The sequence below is a fragment of the Methylocapsa sp. D3K7 genome, from assembly GCF_029855125.1.
GTDB lineage: Bacteria > Pseudomonadota > Alphaproteobacteria > Rhizobiales > Beijerinckiaceae > Methylocapsa.
Genome location: NZ_CP123229.1, coordinates 1,007,335 through 1,030,909, shown reverse-complemented (window position 1 = coordinate 1,030,909; position 23,575 = coordinate 1,007,335). Strand labels below are relative to the sequence as shown.

Below are 23,575 nucleotides of genomic sequence, written 5' to 3'. Positions count from 1 at the left end.
ATGCGCCAGAGCGCGCCCCGCGTACCGCAGCTTTTCAAGCAATTCTGGGGTGCCCGGCAGGCCATCGCGGCAGTCGAATTCGCTTTGGTCTTGCCTCTTCTTGTCATCTTGATGCTCGGGTCGGTGGAAGCGGCGCGACTGATAACTTTTGCCCGTCGCGTAACATTGGTCGCGACGACCGCCGTCGAGATGCTGACCCAAAACGGAACGGGGACAGTCAATTATGTCGATCTCCACTTTGCCGTCGACTCGACCATGGTGATCTTTCCGCAGATTCTGCAGGACGCGGTGCAAAAACATGTGTCGTGGGGCAATGACATAGGGGTCTCGATCGCGAGCGTCGTCTTCACGCCGAATCCTTCGACATGCACGTCAAACTGCAGCTACGTCGCGAATGTCGTCTGGAACAGCGGCCCCAATAAACGAACGTGCGGGGTGCCCTTGATTTCGGCTCCCGATACGGCATCACCAAGCAAGACAACGCTGCCCGCTGATGTATTCGGTCCCGGTTCAATCATCGTCGTCGACATCGCGTTCAGCTATACGCCAATTTTTGGCTTTGGTCTTTTCGGTACGGTGCCCATCGCGCGTTCCGCCTATCTATCTCCCCGCTACGTACCGCTCATCAAATATGCGGCCGTCAGCGGCGATGATGGGATCGGCGCCGAATGCCCTGGCTACTGACATGCGGCATCATTTACGGCATTTTCTGGCAAGCGGACGAGGCTCGAAACCATGAAACGAACGATCGTCTCGATATTTTGGAAACGGTTTCGTGGTGACCAGCACGGCAATGTCGCGATGATCGCCGCCTTGAGCATGCTTGGTCTTGTCGGGACGGCAGGACTTGGGATTGATTATTATAATGCCCTCGCGGCAAAGTCGCGGCTCGATCTCGCCTCCGATGCTGCGGCGATTGCTGCGATCAACGCGGCGCAAAGCTACATCGAGTTAAACTCTGCGACACAAACGGATCCGGGGTTGACTGCGGCGGCGATCACCGCTGGCAAGGCGCAGGCTCAGAACGTTTTCAAGATCAACGCCGGATCAACCGCCAATCTCGCGACGACACCGGCCGTGACGATGGCACGGTCCGGCCAGTCATTCAACGCCAGCATCTCCTATCGGGCAAGCTCGCAGAATGCGTTCGGACCGATTTTTGGAATCAACCGTATCAATATCAATGGCAGCTCGTCATCGAGCTTGACCATGGGCAAATATTTGGATTTTTATCTGCTCCTCGATGTCTCCGGATCGATGGGTCTTCCGACCACCACTGCAGGCCAGACGCAACTTGCCGCGATCAGTCCCGACAACAAAAATGTTTACCCTGGCGGCTGCACGTTCGCCTGTCACTTCTCCCAGAAAATGTGCACGACGATCGCCAAGCCGAGCACCTCGCAAACCTGCCAGGGATATAGTCTCGCGCGATCCAACAATATCGCACTGCGCGCGGATTCCGTGGGTTCGGCGGTGCAGGCCATGCTGAGCACGGCGAAGTCAACGATGACGATCCCAAATCAATATCGCATCGGCCTCTATCCGTTCATTTCACAAATGGGCACACTTTATGCGATTTCGAACAATTTAACAGCAGCGCAAACGGCGGCGGGAACGCTTGGTAGCTTGCTCGATACGGGCCAGTTGACAAGCATCTATGGCAGCGGCGGCACCCATTTTGAGAATGCTATTCCGGCGATGAATACAGCTATCACGAGTGTTGGCGATGGATCTGGGGCTCTCAAGCCGCAGCCCTTTGTTTTTATGGTGACGGATGGCGCCGACAACAATCAATATTATACGACATCCTCGAACAGCTGGACGGGATCCCAGCCGCAAAATATGGACCCCACGCTCTGCACGCCATTAAAAAATCGCGGGATCACGGTGGCGGTTCTTTACATTCCCTATCAACCGATCACCAACCCTAACGCAAGCTTCGCGAATAATGAAGACGGAAAGGTCAACGCCATCGTTCCAACCATTCCATCCAAGCTGCAACAATGCGCGTCGCCTGGATTTTATTTCTCCGCCTATACGCCATCCGACATTACCAATGCCATGCAAGCCATGTTCGCCCAATCGCTTGCCGCCGCGCGGCTGACGCAATAGTTGCCTCCATTTCCAGTTGATCGCAGCCGCGAAACCGCTATTTGCTTTCACCCTGTTGTGCTTTACGCTGAGCCAATAACATGGCTCGCGCGCCGCTTCGGGCGCACTAGGCGGTATAATGATTTTTGTCATCGTGACTGTCGCGGCGTTCGCGGCGGGCTTTATCAACGCCGTTGCTGGCGGCGGCACCTTTCTCACTTTTCCCGCGCTCATCGCCGCTGGCCTGCCGCCCATCGATGCTAATGCGTCGAACACCGTCGCACTGTTCCCCGGCCAAATCGCGACGGGCTATGCGGCGCGCGACGGTCTTGCTGCGGCGTCGGCGGACAGCCGCGTCAATGTGCCGGTTTTGGCAGGGATTAGTCTTGTAGGCGGTTTCCTCGGTGGCATTTTGCTGCTTATCACGCCGCAACCCGTTTTCAGCAAGATTGTGCCCTGGCTTATTCTGTTCGCGACAGCGGTCTTCGCCGGTGGTCATTTTGTGCCCAGCAGCGGCAAAAAATTTAGGCTCAATCGAACCGGGATTTTTGCCGTGCAAGGATTGGTCGCGCTCTATGGCGGCTATTTTGGCGGCGGCGCAGGCATTCTTGTGCTTTCCGCCTTCACCTTTTTCGGGCTCCGCGATATGTGGCTGATGAACAGCCTAAAAATTCTTGTCGTGACGCTGATGAACGCCGCTGCCGTGATAACCTTCGTCGCCGCCGGCCTCGTTCATTGGTACTGGACGCTTCTTGTCGCGGTTGCCGCGATGGCGGGAGGTTTTGCAGGCTTGCACACGGCACGGCGGGTGCCAGCGCATATCGCGAAGGGCTTCGTCGTAGCGATGGGCTTGGTGCTGACGGTCTATTTCTTCGTGAAACCGGCCTGAGTTTCATGTGTTCGTGGGTTTAAAGCGGTAGAGAGACGTATCATGCGCATGATGCAGCAGATATATTTTGATGGCGCGGGGGGGCCGGACGTCATAAGAACCGAAGAGGCTCTGGTGCCGAAACCAGGTCCTGGCCAGGTTTTGATCGAGGTCGCGGCGGCGGGCATCAATCGTCCCGATTGTCTGCAACGCCAAGGTGTCTACCCTCCGCCGCCAGACGAAAGCGCCATTCCAGGGCTTGAGGTCGCGGGCCGGGTCGTCGCGATTGGGGAAGGCGTCCGCTCGCCTCGTGTGGGCGATGAAGTCTGCGCACTGCTTGGTTCAGGGGGATATGCCGAATTTGCGCTTGCGCATGCCCCGCTGTGCCTGCCGGTGCCGGAAATTTTGGGGAGTGTTGCCGCGGCCGGACTTCCAGAAAATTATTTCACGGTTTTCGACAATGTATTTACACGCGGCAGGCTGGCTCCCGGCGAAACATTCCTCGTCCATGGCGGATCGAGCGGCATCGGCTCGACCGCGATTCAATTGGCTAAGCAGCATGGCGCGCGGGTCATCGCGACCGCCGGGTCTAGCGCGAAATGCGCCTTTTGCAAAACCCTAGGAGCCGATTTCGCAATCGATTACAAAGCCCATGACTTCGTCGAAGACGTGAAAAAGATCGCTGGCAAACATGGTGTCGATGTCGTGCTCGACATGGTCGGGGGAACATATCTGCAAAAGAATCTGTCCGTGATGGCGGCGGAAGGCCGTCTTGTTCAAATCGGATTTTTGCAATCGCCGAGCGTTGAGAATTTCGATTTGCGTCCCATCATGCTGCGCCGTCTGACGGTGACCGGCTCGACATTGCGGGCACGCACCGTTGCCCAGAAAGCCACGATCGCCACGGCACTGCGGGAAAAAATCTGGCCGTTCCTCGAAGACGGTTCGGTCAAACCGCTGATTCACGCGACGTTCCCGCTCGAGCAAGCCCGCCAGGCGCATGAAATGATGGAATCCTCATCGCACCTCGGCAAGATCCTGCTGGTCACCGGCAAATAATGGCCTATTCCGGTATCCCGACGTGCAGATTCTTATTTCGCTCCATGATTTCATGGCGCATCTCCTTGCGCATTTTGCCCGCCTCGAAGAGACGCCGTTCGACCTCGGTCTCGATCACGAGCGGTGGAACGGGGCAAAGCGTGCCGTCCTCCTTTTTCGCGACCATGGTGAAATAGCAAGAGTTGGTGTGACGCGCTTCTTGGGTTGTCAGATTCTCCGCGACCACCTTGATCCCGATTTCCATCGAGGTCCGGCCCACATAGTTGACATTGGCCTTGAAGGTGACCAATTCGCCGACTTTGATCGGCTCCTTGAAGATCACCTGGTCGAGGGAGGCCGTCACCACATAGTTCTTGCAGTATCTCGCCGCGCAAGCATAGGCCACTTGGTCGAGGAGCTTCAAAATTGTCCCCCCGTGAATGTGACCGGAAAAATTGGCCATGTCGGGGGTCATGAGAAAGGTCATGAACAGGGATTTTTCTTGTTTGCTCATAAGGTTTCTCGATCGCTGCAAAGAGAGGACGGCTCGTCATGAATACACTGGGCGGGGTATGATCCCAACACGGGGAGGCATTCCCGCAGTCTTCTTTTTGTTTGTACCTTTTGATATGCTTTTTCTCAATCATGTTGCCGTATCGATGGATCAACTGCATGGTCCGCAAGCGGGCTATCCTATGGTACGGCAGGGGGCGCCTGCGAGAGGATGCGGGAATGGAAAAGGACCGGCTGGTCGCATTCAGCGATGGTGTGATTGCCATCATCATAACAATTATGGTGCTGGAGTTGAAGGCACCCCCCGATCCCAGCCTGAGCGGACTCGCGGCGGTCACGCCGGTGTTCCTTGGCTATGTCCTCAGTTTTGTGTACGTGGCCATATATTGGAACAATCACCATCATTTGTTCCATTTGGTCCGGCATGTGAACGGCATGGTTCTGTGGGCCAATATGCACCTACTGTTTTGGCTTTCGTTGATTCCTTTTGCTACCCGCTGGATGGGAGAAAACCATTTCGCTCCGGTCCCAACAGCCGTGTATGGCGTTTCGCTGCTGATGCCGGCGCTCGCGTGGAATGGGCTGCAGCTCGCCATCGTCCGCTTGCAGGGGAACGACTCCGTGCTGGCGCGGGCCATCGGCCGCGACCTCAAGGGCAAGGTTTCGCCCGTGCTCTATGCGACGGGTATTCTGTTCTCGTTCCTCAATACATGGATCGCGGACGCCATCTACGTCTTGGTCGCCTTGATGTGGCTCATTCCTGACCGGCGCATTGAAAGGGCACTCCGCGGCCTGAGCAGCTGAATGTTGCTGTGGCGCGGTGGGATATACGCTATAGCTATAGGTTGAAGGCAGGGGCCGCCGGTCGCGCCGGAGCAAATATGGCGAGGCGGCACTTCGACAAGGCATCGTGACGCGACAGCGGCCACTACCGGTTTTTAAACATCTTTGCTAAAAGCGCGGAAGCCGCAAACCCAACTTTGGTGGCGTGGCGGCGGAGACTTTAGTTTATTTTCCGGGCCTCCGCCGGGCCCCAATTTCCACACAGCTATTTGCGTTTGTCTAAGGGAAAGGCGTGACCCCGATGGATGTGATCCTCTACCACAACCCCCGCTGCGGCACGTCGCGCAATACGCTCGGCCTCATCCGCAATTCTGGTGTCGAGCCTCATATCATCGAATATCTGAAAACCCCGCCCTCGCGGGTCCTCTTGCGCCAGCTCGCGGCGCGCACCGGCATGCCGCTGCGCGCCCTTCTGCGTGACAAAGAACCCATTTTCCGGGAATTGGGTTTGAAGGACAAAACGCTCTCCGATGACGCCTTGCTCGATGCGATTGAAGCGCATCCCATCCTTCTCAACCGGCCAATCGTGGTGACTCCGAAAGGGGTAAAACTCTGCCGGCCTTCCGAACTCGTGATCGAGCTTTTGCCGCCGCAGCAAGGCGAGTTTTTCAAAGAGGATGGCAAACGCATCGTCGACGAGCACGGCCGCCGGGTCGCCAGCGCGTGAGGACTGTCATGCGCGTCATCCGCCAAACGGCTCAAACCCTCGCCGCGCGGCAAGCGAGGCGGCACCGCCTTGTCTGATCCCGAAGCATTGCCCAATCTCATACCAGCGGCGTTCGAAATCCCGGACGCGGCGCGATTGCAAACAAGCCACGCTAGCTTTCCACTGCGCGTGCTTCTGCTTTACGGCTCGCTCCGGCAACGCTCTTATAGCCGCTTTCTGACGCTCGAAGCTGCGCGCCTCCTCGCTGCTTTGGGGGCGGAAACACGCATCTTCGACCCGAGCGATCTGCCGCTCCCCGACAGCGTGCCGGAAGACCATCCCAAGGTTGCGGAGTTGCGCGGGCTCTCAGCCTGGTCGGAAGCGCATGTCTGGTGCAGCCCCGAACGGCATGGCGCCATGACCAGCATCATCAAGGCGCAGATCGATTGGATTCCGCTATCGATCGGCGCGGTGCGGCCAACCCAGGGCAAGACGCTTGCCGTCATGCAGGTCAGTGGCGGCTCGCAATCCTTCAACGCGGTCAATCAGCTGCGCATTCTCGGGCGCTGGATGCGGATGATCACCATTCCCAATCAATCCTCCGTCGCCAAGGCCTATGAGCAGTTCGACGAGGCTGGCCGGATGCGGCCATCGCCTTACTACGACCGGCTGGTGGATGTGATGGAGGAACTCGTCAAATTCACTTATTTGACACGGGGTGTGTCTGATTACCTCACGAGCCGTTATTCCGAACGCAAGGAAGACTTGGAAAGTCTCGCCGCGCGGACGGGGTTGAAGGCACTCTGAGAGATGCGAACTTGACCCGTCCGCCAAAACCCTCTAACTCGAACCCTTCCCGGGCGTGCCTTGTGGCGCGCCGAGATGATGTGGCGGGCTTGTCCCGCCCAGACGCACCCGTGGTGCCTCCTTCCTTGAAATCTCTCATGTGAAGCGATGCACCTGTCAGCGCGGCCTCTTTGGGCCTCGCAGAGGAGGGCGCGTTCCTCCCCCAGCTGGCGGAGGACGCGGTATTGGTGTGCCACGCAATTCGCGTGGAGCGCACCCGTGTCCTTTGCTCGCGCAAACACACTAGAGGACACGCGATGACAAAGCGGGCGGAAGCCAAATATAAAATCGATCGCCGGATGGGCCAGAATATTTGGGGCCGTCCGAAGAGCCCTTTCAACCGGCGCGAATATGGGCCGGGCCAGCACGGGCAGCGCCGCAAGGGCAAGCTGTCCGATTTCGGCACCCAGCTTAAGGCCAAGCAAAAGCTTAAAGGCTATTACGGCAATATTTCGGAAAAACAGTTCCGCAAATATTACGCCGAGGCGATTCGCATGAAGGGCGATAGCGGCGACAATCTGATCGGCCTCTTGGAGCGCCGGCTCGATGCGGTCATTTACCGCGCCAAATTCGTGCCGACCGTTTTCGCCGCGCGGCAATTCGTCAACCACGGTCATGTCAAGGTCAATGGCCGGAGGGTGAATATTGCGTCTTACCTGGTGAAGCCCGGCGACGTGATCGAGATCAAGGAAAGTTCGCGCCAGCTGATCCTCGTGCTTGAGGCGGAACAACTCGCCGAGCGCGATGTGCCCGAATACTACGAGGTTGATCACACCAAGAAGACGGCGAAACTCAGCCGGATTCCCCTACCGTCGGAAGTTCCCTATCCGGTGATGATGGAACCCAATCTGGTCATCGAGTTCTACTCGCGCTAACCCGCGATTCGATGAGGCGGGGAGCGGAAAGAATTTGCTCCCCTCGCCGTTCTACCGGGCGATATTATTGGAACAGGGTTTTTAGATCGGCGATCCCCTTGCCGATCAATTCGCCGCCAAAAACGCCCCGTGACTCACCCTTCAAAACAGCTTCCGCGGCTTTGACTGCGGCGTCGGCGGCGGCGGCGCGCACATCGGCGGTCGCTTGCGTTTCCGCCATGCTGATTTTCTCTTCCGCCTGCTTCGTCCGGCGCTGGATGAATTCGGTGATGCGCGCGTGCGCCTCGCTGGCGATGCGCGCGGCTTCCGCATGGGCCTGCGCGACGACGGCTTCGGCCTCGGCCTTCGCTTCAGCGCTCCGCCGCTCGAACGAAGCGAGAAGCTCTTCGGCTTCCGTCCGCAGCTTGGTCGCCTCGGCGAGCTCGGCCTCTATTCGTGACGCCCGTCCGTCCAAGGCGGACGCGGCCTTTTTGTGCACGCCGAGATAAATTGCCAGGCCCACGAAAATCGCAAAGCCGGTGGCGACGACAAACTCCGGATCGAACATCGAAACTCTCCAGCTCAGGCTTTTTGCGTGGCGATGGCCGCGGCGATGGCGCTTTGGTCGGCGGGTTTGCCGGTGATGTGCTGAACGATGGCCGCCGCCGTTTCGCTGGCGATCGCCCCGACATTCCCCATGGCCTTGGTTTTCATGGCAAGAACTTGCGCTTCGGACGCAGCAATTTTGGCGTTGAGTTCCACTTCCAGCGCGTGCCGTTTCGCTTCCGTCTCCGCATTGAGTTTCGCATGAGTTTCTTGCGCGAGCGCGAGCGCCTTGGCTTTCGCGTCGGCGATGGTCTTGTCATGCGCCGCGGAGGCTTCTTCGGCCTGCGCGCGCAGCACATTCGCTTTGCTGATGTTATCCGAGATTGTGTGGGCGCGCGCGTGCAGAATCTTCTCGACGCGGGGGACGGCGATCTTGGACATCAGAAGATACAACAACCCGAAGCTCAATGTAAGCCAGATGATCAAGGGCGAAAAATTGACCGGATCGAACGGCGGGAAACTGGTCTCGGTCTCGCCTCGGGTGCCCTCGGTTGCCTTCAACACGGGGCTGACTTCAGCGGGGGCGCCCCCGGCCGCAATTTCCTTTTTTTCCAGGGCCGCCACGCGGTTTTCGAGACGGCCAAGGTCCGGACTGAGAGTGGCCGTTCCGCTTGGGGAAGGAATGGTGTTGGATGGTGCAGCAATCACCTTTAGCATCTTTTGTATCTCGGCAAGGGTCGAATTCGTCAAGGCAGAGTATTCGGTTCGGGCGCTCTCTTCCGCGGTGACCTGGTGTTCGATCGCATCCAGACGCTTGCCCAAAATGGTCACGCGCTCTTTGAGAGGCGCGATGGCGGCGCCCGTGTTGTTAAGCAACTCGAACCCTAGCACGATGAAGAGGGCCGCCGCCGCGCCGGAAAAACTCGCGGCAACGAGCAGCCAATGAAGGGAAGAAAGGTGTGTTCGGGCGAGCTTTGGGGCTTTCGGGTCAAGAAGCTGCGGGTCGGACTTGCTCGCCTCCGTCACCGCCTTCACCACATTGCCCAGCATTTCAGCGAGGCGCTTGCCCTGCGACTGAGCGATGGTTCCCAAGCGGGCTATCACGTCGTTCACGAAACGAGTCTCCTCAACACTGCGGATGCGCCCGGACTTTTCATCCGGGCGCAAGAAAGCCGTTTTTACTTGACGACGAAGAGCAGGAGAATAGCGACGAGGAGCGCGAAAATGCCCAAGCCTTCGGCCAGCGCGACGCCGATGAAAACGCGCCCGAACTGACCATCGGAAGCGGTCGGATTCCGCAACGCACCCAAAAGAAAGTTACCGAAAATCAGTCCGACGCCGATTGCGGCGGCACCCGTGCCAATCGCGGCCAGACCTGCACCTATAAACCTACCTGCTGCGGGATCCATTTTGTACTCCGTAACCTTGCATGAAAGGGCGACTGATCTGTTGTTCAAATATTTATTCAGTGGCCCGGATGAACTGCGTCGTTGAGATAGACGCAAGTGAGAATGGCGAAGACATATGCTTGGAGGACGGCAACGAGAAGCTCGAATGCCGTCAGCACGATGGTCATCGCGAATGGCAGTGGCGCGAGGATCGAAAAAAGCCCGGCACCGAGCAGGCTCACGACGAAGCCGCCCATAACCTGAAGCGTAATATGCCCGGCCAGCATATTGGCGAACAGACGAACCGAAAGGCTGACTGGACGCGAGAGGAACGAGATGATTTCGATCGGCACCAGAAGCGGCATTAGCGCGATGGGCACCCCCGACGGCACGAACAGCTTCAGGAAACCTTTGCCATTATGGATAAGGCCATAAACAACCACGATGCCAATGACAAGCATCGCCAGCGCCCCTGTCACCATGATCTGGCTCGTGATCGAAAATGTGTAAGGGAGAAGCCCGATGAGGTTGCAAAACAGCACGAACATGAAAAGCGTGAAGACGAAGGGAAAGAAACGCATCCCGTCATGGCCGCCCGCCATATGCACGGTGGATGCGACGAATTGATACGCCATCTCGGCCAGCGATTGCAGGCGGCCCGGAATCAGTGCCTTCGATTGCGTCCCAAGGAGCATCAGAGCGGCGGCCGCAAGGACGACGATCACCATGAAAAGAGACGCGTTGGTGAAGGAGGCATCGATACCCAACGGATGCAGACTAACGATCGGTTTGATCACGAACTGATGGATCGGATCCATGGGGTTTTCTTCAGCCACGTCCTGCTTCCCTTAGTTTTTCTTGTTACATGAACCGCTTCGGCCTTTTGCCTTGGCGCCGGTTAGATGTCTCTCAGCCTTCCGGATTGGGAGGCTTCATTGCTATGCGATAAACGTTCCAAAACCCCGCCGCCGCTCCTAGGAGGAGGAAAACAATCAAAAACGCCGGTGTTGTCCCAGCAGTGCGGTCGATCCACCACCCGATGACAGTGCCGACCAGCACCGCCGCCACGAATTCACTCAAGACGCGGACGGCAAGACCCATCGCGTTGCCGATCGCGCCCGGCAAAACGTGCGTCTGCTCCTGCTTGGCAGCATCCGCCGCCTTGTCTGCCACGGCCTGCGCATCGAGCGCGCTGGACAAAGTATTCAGCCGCGCCCTTAACCCCTCATCGTCACGTTCGCGGCTTGTTTCTGGTTTCTGCCGCCGATGATCGTCCTGTCCATCGCGCTCCGCCACACCTTTTGCTCCGTGCCTTTGCTTTTCGCCACGCCGCTCATTTAGCTTAAAAAGGACCGTCGCAGTGATATTTCTCGACCGTTCCGGCAGACAACAGCTCTTGGTGCCGCAACATAAACAGGCAAAATGGTGAAGCCTGCCAAACGTTTAGGAGGCCTGTGAGCGCGGCGCACCATAGGAGTGGCGGCGGCCTCTGTCAAGACTAAGGCCAAAGCATAAAAGCCCTTGAAATAATGGAGAAATTAGGCGCGAAATTCAGCCTGCCTCGCGGAAGCGTTCGGCCTCTTCGAGATCCACACTGACCAGCTGACTGATGCCGCGTTCGGCCATGGTGACGCCGAACAGCCGGTTCATCCGCGCCATGGTAATTGGATTGTGGGTGACCGTAATAAAGCGCGTCTCGGTTTTGGCGCGCATGGTTTCAAGAAGATCGCAGAAGCGCTCGACATTGGCATCGTCGAGTGGCGCATCCACCTCGTCGAGAACGCAAACCGGCGATGGATTGGTCAGGAAAATCGCGAAGATCAACGACATCGCGGCGAGCGCCTGCTCGCCGCCGGACAGAAGCGTCATGACCTGTGGCTTCTTTCCAGGAGGGTGCACGAGGATTTCGAGCCCAGCTTCGAGCGGGTCGTCCGATTCGATCAATTGCAGCTCGGCCGAGCCGCCCCCGAAAAGAGTCGTGAACAACTCCTTGAAATGCGCATGGACGGCGTCGAAGGCACCCAGCAGACGTTCGCGGCCCTCCTTGTTCAAACTTTGAACCGCCTGGCGCAATCGCCGGATGGCTTCGGTCAGATCTTCATGTTCGGTGGACAGGGTCGTCTTGGAAGCCAGAATCTCGTTCAATTCCTCGTCGGCCCGCAGATTGACGCCACCCAGCCGTTCGCGGTCCCCCTTGAGCGCGTCGAGTTTTTTCTCCACCGCCTCGGCGGGCGGCAGTGCGTCGCCGGGCGTGGCTTGCGCGAGGCCGAAGAGTTCGGCCTCGGTGCAGCCTATGTCCGCCGCGATCATATGCGCGACCTCATCGCGGCGCGCCCGCGCGGCTTCGACCCAGGCTTCGCTGCGGGCTTTTTCTTCCCGCGCCATGCTCATTGCTTCGAGGGCGCCGCGCGCCGCGCGATCCGCTTCCCCAAGGCGCGTCTCCGCCGCGACGCGCTTGTCGGCGGATTTTTTGCGGGCGTCCTCGGCCGCTTCGATCTGGCGCATCAAGGTTTGCCGGGTCACCAAAAACGTATTTGGCGCCTCCAAAAGTTTCTGGAGTTCTTGGGTTCCTTCCGCGTGGCGAGCCTCAAGCTCGCCGATTTGACCGCGCGCGCGGTCGTCTCGGATGCCCCAGGATTGGCGTTCTTCCTTAATCGCTTGCAAACGCTTTGCCCGCATCTCGGCGTCGCGCAGATAGCTTTGCAGGGCGGCCCGCGCCTCGGCCACCATGGCGCGATCTTGGGCCGCCGCCGCGCGTGCCTTGTCCAGCTGCGCGGTCAAAAGGCCCGGCAATTCCAGCTGGGCGAGGGCGTCTTCGGCTTGCGCGCGCTTCTGGCTGGCCTCAGTGCAGGCCGTCTCAATGCGAATTGAGGCTTCGTCGAGCGCGGACAGCCGCGCGGCCATCTCCGTTTGGCGCTTTTCGCCAGCTGTTTTTTCGTCCCGCGCGCCCTCGACCTTGCGCAGCGCGTCCTTATGCGCTTGCCGGGTGTCGCGCTCGGCGGTGCCGGCGGCCGTGAGCGCCGTTAGCGCCTGTTCCGCATTTATTTTCAAGGCACTGGCGGCGGCGCGCGCGGCCTCCGCCTCGATCGCCAGATCACCGAGGCGATTTTTTTCGGCGAGCCGCCGCGCCGCGGGAGTCGGGGCTTCCGCGGCTTGGGTGAACCCGTCCCAGCGCCACAGATCGCCTTCCTTCGAGACGAGCCGCTGTCCGGGCTTCAGTAGAGTCCGCAAGGCGCTGCCTTCGGCCCGCAGGACGACGCCGATCTGGTTCAGCCGCCGTGCGAGGGGAGCCGGCGCTGTAACACGTTTCGCGAGGGCTTCGACACCCGGCGGCAGGGCCGGATCGTCCGATGCGTCCGTCGCGGCCCAATGGGCGGGTGACGCAGGGTTGGTCGAAGCGTCGAGATCATCGCCGAGCGCCGCGCCGATCGCTGCCTCATAGCCTTTTGCGACGCTGATTTCCTCGGTCACGGCAGGCCAGAAGCCGCCGGTCCCGGCATTCAGCAATTTCGACAGGGTGGCAATTTGTGTCTCGAGATTTTGCGCCTTCCGCTCGGCTTCGGCGAGCGGCGCCCTGGCCGCGAGTTCTGCCGCGCGAGCCTCCGCATGGCGCGCCTCGGCTTCGGCGAGCTCGTCTTCCCGCGCCTTTGCCGCGCCGGCGGCCTCATCGAGTGCCGCTTGGAGTTGGTCCAGGTCGGCGCCGGGGAACGCACTCGCTAGGAGCGTATCGCGTTCGCGGGTCACTTTTTCGATTTCGGCTTGCAGCCGTGCCATGCGGGCTGTTTCTTCCCGCAGCGCCGTTTCAAGGGCTGCCCGCCGTGCCTCAATCACGGATCGTGTGTCCTGCGCCTCCGCCAGCGCCTTTTCGGTGAGCGCGAGATTTGCCTCGGCCTCCGCGAGCCGGCCCCGCGCAGCCTCGATCTCAGCGACCGCAGTACCGCTGCTCGCGAGCCCGGCGGCTTCCGTGTCCAGCCGTGCGAGGACGGCCGCCGCATCGTTGATCAGCGCCGTTTCCCGCGCAATATCGCTGGCGGTTTGGGCGATTCGGCGTTCGAGTTCGCTCGTCCGGCTTTTGGCCCGCCGTTCTTCTCCGTCGAGGGTTTCTCGGGCCAGCACCAGCCGTTGCAACTCCCCGGCCACCTCGGCCTCGGCGCTTCGCAATTGGGGCAGCTCATGCGCGGCGATCGCTTGCAGCTTTGCGGCTTCGGCCTGAGCGAGGGTTTTTTCGGCGACGTCCCGCAGACCCTCTTCGAGCTTCGATTCCGCCAGTTGGAGCGCCGCTGCCGCTTCCGTCCGGTGGATCAAAGCGAGCAACGCCTCATTACGCCGAATCTCGGCCGCGAGCCCGCGGTAGCGGGTTGCTTGCCGCGCCTGCTTCTTGAGACTTTCGGCCTGGCCATCGATCTGCTGCAAAATATCATCGAGGCGTCGGAGATTTTCTTCGGCCGCTTTGAGGCGCAGTTCGGCTTCGTGGCGGCGGGAATGCAGCCCCGCGATCCCGGCGGCCTCTTCGAGAATGCGGCGGCGCTCTTGCGGTTTGGCGGCGATGATCTCGCCGATTTGGCCTTGCCGCACCATTGCCGTCGAGCGGGAGCCGGTCGAAGCGTCGGCAAACAGCAATTGCACATCGCGGGCGCGGACCTCACGCCCGTTGACCCGGTAGGTCGAGCCCGACTCGCGCTCGATGCGGCGGGAGACCTCGATCAACTCCCCATCGTTGAAGCTGGCGGGAGCCGTGCGGTCGCTGTTGTCGAGAAAGAGAACGACCTCGGCCATGTTGCGCGCCGGCCGGTCACCGCCGCCGGAAAATATCACGTCGTCCATACCCGAGGCGCGCATGTTTTTCGACGAACTCTCGCCCATGACCCAGCGCAGCGCTTCGACGAGATTCGACTTGCCGCAGCCATTCGGCCCGACAATGCCGGTCAGCCCCGGCTCGATGTGAAACTCCGCCGGGTCGACGAATGTCTTAAAACCCGCGATGCGCAGTTTGGTGAGTTTCATGTCTTGATGAGTTTCATGATTTTGCGAAGCTCATGGCGCCGCCCCGTTGGCCCGAGAGCGGTTTTTGAATCATAGCCCATTCTTGAACAAAGCTTCTTAGCGTTTGGTTAACCAATCGCGTCAGGCGAGCCTGGATGACCAAATGCCGCATGATTCGGCGAAAACCGATTACGGCGCGCGGGCAGGGGAAGCGCAAGGGCGTGCGCGGATTATTCTGTGTAAACCGTGAAGCTCATGATGACGCGGCGGTGCCTGATCTTAACCGGTTGAGGCCTTGGGCCACTCCCTCCGAGCGAAGCCTTTGCGGCCGATTTCGGCTGGCACAGGCTGAGAATTCATCACTTATTTTGCCGCGCAATGGCTCAATTTGGTCAAGCAAAATTTCATGGCATCTCATCCCGTAAGCGGGTTTCCGCCGCTTCTGAAAAAGTTTTAAAAAGGAGCAATACCCTCGGTTCAAAGCCTGCCGAGTAAAACCAAGATCAGCACTACAATGAGTATGAGGCCGAGTCCCCCGCCGCCGTAATAGCCCGTCCCGTAGAAAGGACCGCCTCCAAGGCCGCTAAAGCCACCGAGCAACGCGATTATCAAAACGATGAGGAGAATGGTTCCAAGTGACATAACATGATCTCCCGACTTGGGCTGTAAGCGTCATACAGAAGAAGGCGCGTCTTGTTCCCTGCTTGAAAGACTCAATTGACGACGCTGGTACAAATTAGGGCTTGCCGAATGGCTATGATGTAGCTCAACCAGATCTTCGGACTCGAAAAACAACTAGCAAACCGCCGGGAGAAGAACTGGTCAAAATTGCTCAAGGCATTACTTTAGCCGCGAGAAATCGCATGATAATAGCAATTTCGCCCTTTGGAGACTCGATCTGTAGAAAGCTGCATAATGGCGATCAAGCGCAAAGCGTCATTCGATCCGAAATCTTTTCTCGCTAAGGTTGGTGAGGGCCGTAGCATTGCTAAGTATCGCAGTGACGAGATCGTCTTTTCCCAGGGAGACCCTGCGGATGCAGTCTTCTACATCCAGAAAGGCAAGATTAAGATCACCGTCGTTTCACAGCAAGGCAAGGAAGCCGTTGTCGCAATACAGGGAACGAACGAATTCTTCGGCGAAGGATGCCTCGCCAGCCAGGTTCAGCGTATAGCCACGGTCAGGACGATGACGGAGTCCGTCATCGTTCGTCTGGAAAAAGCGGCTATCCTCCGCGTAATCCATCAGGAACCGGCATTCTCCGAGATGTTCATTGCGCATCTCCTTGGCCGAACCCTCCGCGTCGAAGCCGACCTTGTCGATCAGTTGTTCAATTCGAGCGAAAAGCGTCTTGCCCGACTGCTCCTGCTGCTGGCGAACTTTGGCAAGGAAGGCAAGCCGGAGCCGATCATCGCGAAAATAAGCCAAGAGACGCTTGCGGAGATGATCGGAACGACCCGATCCCGTGTGAGTTTCTTCATGAACAGATTTCGTAAACTGGGCTTCATTCACTACAACGGCGGCATCGAAGTCCACAGTTCCTTGTTGAATCTCGTTCTGCATGAGGAGCCGCACATCGAGACATAAATCTGTGCATTTTGCTTGTGTACACTCATGTGTATACGTAGCATGAACAGCTTAATTTGAGATTTTAGCAATTTATTTTGAAGTATGAGCTGTTTTGCACAGTCTTGATCTTGGTTTTGGCGTAGCATTTGTTTGACTGCAACAACCGTTCAAACTTCGGTTGCGCCGATGGGGCTAAAGCCTCTTCAGCCCCTCGCTGGTCGAGAGTGCCCGCCGATCCTCCCCGGCGGGCATTTTTTGTGCTCACCTTTTGCCAGCGCAGGCATAGAAGCGATGGCATCGTGGTCGTGGTATATGAACTCGCCGAACCGTATTGGAGGCTTACTCGCCGCCGCCTGAATACAACAAGCGCAGTAGAGCCGCTCGGGTCACACACCTCCGGCGGCGGTCTGTTATCCGACTTGCAAAAGCAGCGCGACGAGTTCGCTTTGCCGGTGGGTGTTGGTTTTGGCGAACACGGATTTCAACTGGTTTCGCGCCGTCTCCCGGGAAATCTTCAATTCGCGGGCAGCGATATCGGGCGGCGCACCGCGCGCGATGATGCAGGCGAGTTTGGCTTCCGACGGCGTCAGACGGAAAGTCTTGGCGATGATCGCCGCCGGCGGCCCTGGCCTCGGACCTAGGGCATTCATGGTCAAGAGGGCGCGCACTTCCTGCGCTGGTGGATGCGATGGCCCCTCGAATGGCCAAATCCGCACGATCACTGGTAATTTGTCCAATCGGGGCACCACGACGGGCTCGACCGCCAAAGCATTCGGGCGGGGTGGCCCGGACAACTGTTCGATGGCTTGCTTGAGAAGGTTTCGCGAGTCGAAATCGCGAATGTACAGCCGGCGGTCCTTGATTTTGATATTCTCGTCGAAAACGGCTTGCGCCGCAGCGTTCGCGTCGACGGCAAATCCGTTCTTGTCGAGGGCGATCGCGGGCAAATGCATCGCATTGAGCATGGCGGTAGGGGAAGCTGCCGCTCCGGACGCCTCCGAGACCGCCGCAATCTCCATCAAACGCCGAGTGAAGTTAGCAAGAATGAGCTCTTCCTCAGCACGCAAACTGCTGATTTCCGAATTCATGGCCAAAAAACCCATTTTGAAATCCTAAATCACTCTGAAACGGCTGCTGATTGATGCTGCAATAACAAAATTTAATGACAATCCTTCTGCTTCGGCCATCAACATGGGAGCGTCTGGATTACGTTGCCATTTCGGTCAGGTGAATTTTTTGCAATCAAAAAGCACCCGCTTCCGGGCTCTTGTTCTAGCCCGATGCCCGCCGCGTTTCTTGGGAATTCTGCGATTTCGAGGCGGCAACCCCAGAAAAAAGGTCCGATTTTCTTGCGGCAAAGGGACCCGGAACAAACAGAACAGTGAACCATTCAATCCATGCCTTGGATCGTCGAAGCGTCGTTCCGTTTGGTTCGGCCGCCACAACTCTTGGGAAATTTTGGTCAACATCGCGACGCAGCATGAACTCGCTTGGCTGAAAACGAGGGATCTTTGTCCTTGTCGCGGATTAGATCGCGAAGGACAATAGCGTCGTGAAAATAAAGATCAATTATCGCTTGAGACTACCGAGGAGCGCTCCATGAAAAATGTAAATGTGCTCAACGGCTTGAATATGGTGCCGGACCATTGCGCCATACGCAGGATAGGACCAGCCGACCTCAAGGACTCCCTGACCAAAGGCGCCAATGATTTCTTGCCCGTCCTCGAATTCTTGGGCAGGCCGCTCTTCACTGTTTTGTTCAGTATTTTCTACACGCTCATCTGCATATACTTAATTACCACGGATTTGCCGCTGCTCTTCCCTCTCATGTCGGGTTTCGCCCTGATTGGTCCTTTCGCGGCGATAGGCTTGTATGAGGTGAGCCGGCGCCGGGAACTCGGCCTAGACACCTTCTGGAGGCATGTTTTTGATCTGCGGCACGCGCCTTCTCTTCCCTCGATCCTCGCCCTCGGCCTCGTCCTTCTCACTCTCTTCCTGTGCTGGCAGGCAGCGGCCGATGTGCTTTACGTGTGGCTCTTCGGCCCGGCCGCGCCGGAGTCCTTCAGGGGATTCCTCATCGAGGTTCTTACCACCCCCCGGGGCTGGACTTTGATCATTTTGGGGAATGCCATTGGCTTCATCTTCGCCGTTACTGTTCTGACCATCAGTGTTGTCTCATTCCCCTTGCTCCTGGACCGGAATGTCGGAGTCGCGGTGGCTGTCCGCACCTCTGTGAGAGCGGTGCTGGCGAACCCGCTCACGATGGCGCTTTGGGGATTGATCGTCGCGGTGTCCCTCGCGATCGGCTTCCTGTTTGCCTTCGTTGGCCTCGCCTTCGTCACGCCGATCCTCGGACATGCGAGCTGGCATCTCTATCGCAGGGTAGTGCAATGAGCCGCCGCCGATCAGACCCGCGCGAGGTGACCGTGGATGCGCTCGCCAATGAAGAAGGCAGTATGCACGAGCTTGTCGTAAGCCGCATAGCAAAAGAGATCACCAAGTCCCGCCGGGTCGCACTGTTGCTCTGGCCGGGCTGCGATGTTCTTGATGTCTGTGGACCCGCCGATGTTTTTTTCTATGCGCAATACTGGCAGTTGCGGCACGGGAAAACCGACCTTCCCGGCTACCAGTGGGATATCGTTGCCGCTACCCCCGGACCCATCCGGACGACGTGCGGAATCGAGATTGTCGCGACGCACGGTTACGCGGACCTAGAGGACGGTCTTGATACTTTGCTCGTGGTGGGTGGAGCAGAAGCCGAGCAGGCGAGCAAAGATCCGGCCCTTGTCGACTGCGTACGCTCGCTGGCATCAAGGGCGCGGCGTGTGGGGTCCATTTGCACGGGCACCTTCATTTTGGCGGCCGCGGGTCTCTTGCATCAGCGGCGCGTGACAACGCACTGGCTATATTCGGAGATCCTCGCGAGGGCTTATCCCTCGATCGATGTCGATTCCAGCCTTATCTATTACCGTGATGGTAATATCTACACCTCTGGCGGGATCACCGCGGGGATCGATCTTTCTTTGGCTTTGGTCGAAGAGGATCTCGGCCGGGAAATTGCGCTCGCCACAGCGCGCACATTGGTGGTTTTCCCCCGCCGCCCCGGGGGGCAATCCCAGTTCAGCGCTTTTGCGACATATATGGATGTGGGGATCCGGCCAGACATCCAGGAACTGCGATCCTGGATCCTGGGGCACCCCGGGGAGGACCTCAGCGTATCCGCCTTGGCAGATCGCATGGGCATGAGCCCGCGCAATTTCGCCCGGCTCTTTCACAGTGAAACCGGAGACACACCGGCGCTGTTTGCCGAACGGGCGCGGGCCGACGCCGCCCGCTGCAAACTCGAACAAACTGTCCTGCCAGTCGAGGTGATCGCCAAGCAATGCGGCTTTGGCAATGCCGAACGTATGCGGCGGACATTCCAACGCCTTTTCGATGTCAGTCCGCACGACTACCGGGCGCGGTTCCGATCGACCCTACTCAACTAAGATCACAGATAAGAATTGATTGGCGGGTCGCCCCCTGAACAGGGGGCGTCGAGGAAACGTTTTTGTGACAATCAAGACAGGCGATGCACTCCTCTTCCCGCCGTTTTGCCGGCATCAGCCTGGAGGAATACCGGTTCCAATCGTTGCCGGCTGGCGGAAGATCCAAGGAGCAAAACAATGCGAATTCTGTTTTTGACCACGGCCCACAACAGCCTCAGCCAGCGTCTTTGGATCGAGCTTTGTGAGCGCGGCCACGACATCCGTGTCTGCATCGCCGCAGCACCCGAAGCCATGATCGATGCGGTCGCCCGCGAGACGCCGGATTTTATCCTCGCCCCGATGTTAAAGATCGCTATTCCAGAAGAAATCTTGTCCCGCCATCTCTGCCTGATCGTGCATCCCGGTATTAAGGGCGATCGGGGTCCGTCCTCGCTCGACTGGGCCATTGCCAACGGCGAGAAGCATTGGGGTGTGACGATCCTTGAGGCGGCGGCGGAATTCGATGCCGGCGCGATTTGGGCCTCGCATGAATTTGCGCTTCCCGGAGATGCCGTCACGAAAAGCAGCCTTTATCGCGATCAGGTCACCGAGGCGGCTTTGCGCGGTGTCCTCGAGGCGATCGCCCGGATCGAATCGGGTGAGTCCCGGTCTGGCGCATGGCAGCCCCAGAAGCTGGCCGATGCGGCGCCAATGGCACGCGGTCGTCTGCGGCCGCCAATGCGGCAAGCCGACCGGACCATCGATTGGTCGCGAGACAAAACAGCGGCGATCGTGCGCAAGATTCGAGCGGCCGACAGCGCTCCTGGCGTCCTCGCCACACTGTTGCTCGGTCAAACCTGTTTCCTTTATGGAGCCCACGAGGAAGATCGTCTGCAAGGATCTCCCGGCCAGATTCTGGCCCAGCGCGACGGCGCGATCTGCATCGGCACCATCGATGGCGCCGTCTGGATCTCCCATCTGAAGGCCAAGGAGGAGGCGGATGGCGCGTTCAATCCCACCGTGGGGGTCAAACTGCCGGCGGCGCAGGTGTTGGGGCCATTGCTTCGCAGCGTGCCCAAGGCATCGCTGCCCATCGATGCGCCCGCCGATCATCGCACCTTCCGCGAGATTGTCTATACGGAGGAAGCCGATGTTGGCTACCTTTCCTTCGATTTCTACAATGGAGCCATGAGCACATCCCAGTGCACCCGGCTCCGCGACGCTTTCCTTCACGCCCGCTCGCGTCCGACTCGCGTCATCGTGCTTCTGGGCGGCGCGGATTTCTGGTCGAACGGCATCCATCTCAATGTGATCGAGGCGAGCCCCGATCCGGCTGCCGAATCCTGGCACAACATCCATGCGATGGACGATCTCATCTTCGAGGTCCTCAACACCATGTCGCATCTCGTCATCGCCGGCTTGCGCGGCAATGCCGGGGCTGGCGGCGCGATGATGGCGCTGGCGGCGGATCGCGTCTTTGCAAGGTCCGGCATCGTCCTCAATCCTCATTACCGGAGCATGGGCGATCTTTATGGCTCCGAATATTGGACATACGCGCTGCCGCGGCGGGTGGGGCAGAAGCGGGCGCAGGAACTGACCTTGTCGTGCAAGCCAATCGGCGCCCGGACGGCGTGTGAGATTGGATTTCTCGACGATGCCTTCGGTGAGAATGCCGTGGCTTTCGTCGCCGAACTGAAGGAGCGGGCAAAGCGCCTCGCCCAGGATCCGGAATTCCGCGCGATGCTTCGCCGCAAGCATGAGAGGCGTCTCGACGACGAAAGTGTCAAGCCCCTCGCCGTCTATCGCGCCGAAGAGCTGGAACGGATGCGAGTCAATTTTTTCGGGCCCGACCCCGCCTATCACGAGGCCCGCCGCCGCTTCGTCTTCAAAGGGAATCCGCAGCCACGGGGGGGCCGGGTGCCGGTTCTGGCAGCAGCCGAGGGAACCTCATGGTTTCCCGCGCGCGCAGCAGCCAGGGCCGGTGCCCGAGTCCCGTCCGCACCTTGACACGAGATATTTCGATTGCGGGAAGAAGCTCCAATGCTCTTTGATCCGTTTGCCAATTCTTTTGACTGGGAGGCCATCTAGCCAAGCGGAAAGAGCGGTCCGTAAAGGGCTCAATCGATGAAGCACTTTCATATGGGGGGGAACGTGCATTGGCGGCATTTATCCTTGCTGCGTTCCGCCAAAATTCGAATGTCTTCAGGCGCGCCGCAGCGCAACTGCGAATTGCGTGACATCGACGGCCGGTACCGCATCACCACTTTCCGGACCTTGATTCACCGCGCCGTTCACGCGCTCCCGCCCATATTGCGGGAGCGCGTAGCGGAATATGTTTTGCGCCGGGCCAACGCGCCCGGGCCTGCCGCTGAACATGTTGTGCAATATTTGCTGAGCGCCGCAAAGGCGAAACGCAAGACTCATACCCTTGCGGAAGCCACCGTCGCCAAGGGCGCCGATAATTTCTATGACCGGCAGTACAGGCAATTTTTCAACCCCGTGATGGGCGCTTTTGCGATGACCGCCACGCGGGCGCTGCTGGCGAGCGGCGGCCTGCCGAGCGGCCTTTTGTGGCGCCGCCGCCGCAAGACCTTCGCTGCCATGCTGGACGAGAGCTCCGGCGCCCCGCCAATCCTGGTGATCGACCGGGAGACTGTCGCGGTGCCCATTCTGCTGCCTTCGCCCGAGACGCACCGAGATCGTACTGCCACTGAGCGCTGGCTTGGGGGGCGCGGCGGCATGCCTGCGTGCTACCGGGCGCTCCTTGCAGGCGAAGACGTTCATTGCCGCGAATCTCATGCACGGGCGCGCGAGCGTTGCGCCGATGGCGCTGTTCTCGAAGTCGTCGACGGTGCAATTGGCACAGGAAAACTCGCTTTGCTGGCGCTTCACCCGAGTGACCCAGATGCGATGGGCCTTCATATCACATTGTTCGCGGTGGAGGCGCTCGCAGCCGAGCTTCTCGAAAAGGATTATGGCCTCGCCCCTGATGCTCTCGATCCCTGGCGGTGCGCCGCATCGCGCAAGGGCTGCATGCTTGTCTTTTGCGTAGGCGCCACCGAGGAGGTCTTTACACAATGCTCCCAAAATCTTTTTATCAAGCGGCCACTGCCTGAAGCAGCCTTGCAAACACCGGCCCAATGGCCAAACGCCTGGAACCCCGCGCTTCCCCTAGAGCGGCTGCTTGCGCAGCAATTCGAGACATTCCAAGTTACTGTCTCAGCCAACGGGGTTCCCGGCGTCTCGCCCCGCAATGGCGATTGCGGCAAGGCGGTGTTCCTTGGACACCGTGCCCGCAAACCCTATGTTCTCATCCCTTATCACACTGGCAACGCGGTGCATGGCCATGCCGCCAAATTGTGGTCCAACACCCAAGGCACGATCGTGATCTATGACGATCATAGCGCGCTAAGTTGTGTCACCATTACAGGGCCATCCTTCGTCATATCGCACGAACGAGTAGAGCGTGACTTCCCTCTGATCGCGAGCAAAGCCGCCGTGGTCCGAAGAAACAACATGACGCCGGTGCCCGATCCTGAATATTGGTATCTGCAAGAAGTTGCGGAGATCGTGCAGCAGCGGGAATCTTTGGCCGCCCATTCTCTTGATCCTGGAAGGCCGGCATGCAGCATCAATGCTGGCGGCGAGGCGCGCCATGACAAAAAGCCAGCCTATTTCGCGGCCAACTCGCTTCCAGCCTATGATCGCCTCTTGCAGCATGACCGGGAGAAAGCAGGCCGGCCGGTCGATCCGTCGGGCGGCGAGCATCGCCGGTGGAATGAAAACGTGCGCGGCGCTTTGGCCTCCCGCCAGGAGCACCTCCAGCGCGTGCTGGCAGGTCCTGACGCTCGCCCACAGCAAGCAAGAAAGGCTATGTCGAAGTGACGCTCGCCACTCTCATATCCCGCATCGAGCCGTCACTT

The 23,575-nt window shown here is 59.0% G+C and carries 22 protein-coding genes; 13 read left to right on the top strand and 9 right to left on the bottom strand.

Annotated elements, in window-relative coordinates; translation table 11 throughout:
• The 4 genes from QEV83_RS04735 (at position 1) to QEV83_RS04720 (ending at position 4,018) form a co-directional block, all read left to right on the top strand.
• Entirely contained in the window at positions 1-684 is a 684-nt protein-coding gene (locus tag QEV83_RS04735; protein WP_280130096.1) for a pilus assembly protein, read from the top strand.
• A 51-nt stretch (positions 685-735) separates the two neighbouring features.
• Entirely contained in the window at positions 736-2,112 is a 1,377-nt protein-coding gene (locus tag QEV83_RS04730; RefSeq protein ID WP_280130095.1) for a pilus assembly protein TadG-related protein, read from the top strand.
• Positions 2,113-2,230: 118 nt separating this feature from the next.
• The gene (locus QEV83_RS04725; protein WP_280130094.1) at positions 2,231-2,980 is read left to right on the top strand and encodes a sulfite exporter TauE/SafE family protein; all 750 of its coding nucleotides are present in this window, start codon (positions 2,231-2,233) and stop codon (positions 2,978-2,980) included.
• A gap of 51 nt (positions 2,981-3,031) precedes the next feature.
• A complete protein-coding gene (locus tag QEV83_RS04720; RefSeq protein ID WP_280130968.1) occupies positions 3,032-4,018 on the top strand; it encodes an NAD(P)H-quinone oxidoreductase in 987 nt (328 codons plus the stop codon).
• A 4-nt stretch (positions 4,019-4,022) separates the two neighbouring features.
• Here QEV83_RS04720 and QEV83_RS04715 read toward each other — a convergent pair whose 3' ends face one another.
• Positions 4,023-4,511 carry an acyl-CoA thioesterase gene (locus QEV83_RS04715; protein ID WP_280130093.1) on the bottom strand — a complete coding sequence of 163 codons (489 nt, stop codon included), beginning with the start codon at positions 4,509-4,511 and terminating at the stop codon, positions 4,023-4,025.
• A 158-nt stretch (positions 4,512-4,669) separates the two neighbouring features.
• On the opposite strand from QEV83_RS04715, the gene QEV83_RS04710 reads away from it, so the two are divergent.
• From QEV83_RS04710 to rpsD, 4 genes are all read left to right on the top strand, one after another.
• On the top strand, positions 4,670-5,314 hold the full coding sequence (locus tag QEV83_RS04710; protein WP_280130092.1) for a TMEM175 family protein: 645 nt from the start codon (positions 4,670-4,672) through the stop codon (positions 5,312-5,314).
• A gap of 280 nt (positions 5,315-5,594) precedes the next feature.
• Positions 5,595-6,020 carry an arsenate reductase (glutaredoxin) gene (arsC, locus tag QEV83_RS04705; RefSeq protein WP_280130967.1) on the top strand — a complete coding sequence of 142 codons (426 nt, stop codon included), beginning with the start codon at positions 5,595-5,597 and terminating at the stop codon, positions 6,018-6,020.
• A gap of 117 nt (positions 6,021-6,137) precedes the next feature.
• A complete protein-coding gene (arsH, locus tag QEV83_RS04700; protein WP_280130966.1) occupies positions 6,138-6,806 on the top strand; it encodes an arsenical resistance protein ArsH in 669 nt (222 codons plus the stop codon).
• A gap of 296 nt (positions 6,807-7,102) precedes the next feature.
• Positions 7,103-7,720: a 30S ribosomal protein S4 gene (gene rpsD / locus QEV83_RS04695; RefSeq protein ID WP_280130091.1), complete on the top strand. Its 618-nt coding sequence runs from the start codon at positions 7,103-7,105 to the stop codon at positions 7,718-7,720.
• A 64-nt stretch (positions 7,721-7,784) separates the two neighbouring features.
• On the opposite strand, the gene QEV83_RS04690 is transcribed toward rpsD, so the two are convergent.
• From QEV83_RS04690 to QEV83_RS04660, 7 genes are all read right to left on the bottom strand, one after another.
• A complete protein-coding gene (locus tag QEV83_RS04690; RefSeq protein ID WP_280130090.1) occupies positions 7,785-8,267 on the bottom strand; it encodes an ATP F0F1 synthase subunit B in 483 nt (160 codons plus the stop codon).
• Between the two features lie 14 nt (positions 8,268-8,281).
• On the bottom strand, positions 8,282-9,358 hold the full coding sequence (locus QEV83_RS04685) for a hypothetical protein (RefSeq protein WP_280130089.1): 1,077 nt from the start codon (positions 9,356-9,358) through the stop codon (positions 8,282-8,284).
• A gap of 65 nt (positions 9,359-9,423) precedes the next feature.
• On the bottom strand, positions 9,424-9,654 hold the full coding sequence (locus tag QEV83_RS04680) for a F0F1 ATP synthase subunit C (RefSeq protein WP_280130088.1): 231 nt from the start codon (positions 9,652-9,654) through the stop codon (positions 9,424-9,426).
• 56 nt (positions 9,655-9,710) lie between these two features.
• Positions 9,711-10,451 carry a F0F1 ATP synthase subunit A gene (locus QEV83_RS04675; RefSeq protein ID WP_280130965.1) on the bottom strand — a complete coding sequence of 247 codons (741 nt, stop codon included), beginning with the start codon at positions 10,449-10,451 and terminating at the stop codon, positions 9,711-9,713.
• A gap of 91 nt (positions 10,452-10,542) precedes the next feature.
• Positions 10,543-10,929 carry an AtpZ/AtpI family protein gene (locus QEV83_RS04670; protein WP_280130087.1) on the bottom strand — a complete coding sequence of 129 codons (387 nt, stop codon included), beginning with the start codon at positions 10,927-10,929 and terminating at the stop codon, positions 10,543-10,545.
• Positions 10,930-11,184: 255 nt separating this feature from the next.
• Entirely contained in the window at positions 11,185-14,637 is a 3,453-nt protein-coding gene (gene smc, locus QEV83_RS04665; protein WP_280130086.1) for a chromosome segregation protein SMC, read from the bottom strand.
• A 456-nt stretch (positions 14,638-15,093) separates the two neighbouring features.
• Positions 15,094-15,258 carry a DUF3309 family protein gene (locus QEV83_RS04660; protein WP_280130085.1) on the bottom strand — a complete coding sequence of 55 codons (165 nt, stop codon included), beginning with the start codon at positions 15,256-15,258 and terminating at the stop codon, positions 15,094-15,096.
• A gap of 273 nt (positions 15,259-15,531) precedes the next feature.
• Here QEV83_RS04660 and QEV83_RS04655 point away from each other — a divergent pair, with 273 nt between their 5' ends.
• Positions 15,532-16,203: a Crp/Fnr family transcriptional regulator gene (locus QEV83_RS04655; protein ID WP_280130084.1), complete on the top strand. Its 672-nt coding sequence runs from the start codon at positions 15,532-15,534 to the stop codon at positions 16,201-16,203.
• 392 nt (positions 16,204-16,595) lie between these two features.
• Here the strand turns inward: QEV83_RS04655 and QEV83_RS04650 are convergent, their stop codons facing one another.
• On the bottom strand, positions 16,596-17,288 hold the full coding sequence (locus QEV83_RS04650; protein ID WP_280130083.1) for a helix-turn-helix transcriptional regulator: 693 nt from the start codon (positions 17,286-17,288) through the stop codon (positions 16,596-16,598).
• 496 nt (positions 17,289-17,784) lie between these two features.
• Here QEV83_RS04650 and QEV83_RS04645 point away from each other — a divergent pair, with 496 nt between their 5' ends.
• From QEV83_RS04645 to QEV83_RS04630, 4 genes are all read left to right on the top strand, one after another.
• Complete coding sequence (locus QEV83_RS04645; protein ID WP_280130082.1) at positions 17,785-18,579, top strand: DUF2189 domain-containing protein; 795 nt, start codon at positions 17,785-17,787, stop codon at positions 18,577-18,579.
• Positions 18,576-19,673, top strand: coding sequence for a GlxA family transcriptional regulator (locus tag QEV83_RS04640; RefSeq protein ID WP_280130081.1), 1,098 nt, complete (start codon positions 18,576-18,578; stop codon positions 19,671-19,673). Before QEV83_RS04645 ends, QEV83_RS04640 begins: the two co-directional genes overlap by 4 nt.
• 177 nt (positions 19,674-19,850) lie before the next feature.
• Positions 19,851-21,659 carry a hydrogenase maturation protein gene (locus tag QEV83_RS04635; RefSeq protein WP_280130080.1) on the top strand — a complete coding sequence of 603 codons (1,809 nt, stop codon included), beginning with the start codon at positions 19,851-19,853 and terminating at the stop codon, positions 21,657-21,659.
• Positions 21,660-21,776: 117 nt separating this feature from the next.
• A complete protein-coding gene (locus QEV83_RS04630) occupies positions 21,777-23,537 on the top strand; it encodes a hypothetical protein (RefSeq protein ID WP_280130079.1) in 1,761 nt (586 codons plus the stop codon).
• Positions 23,538-23,575: the final 38 nt, after the last annotated feature.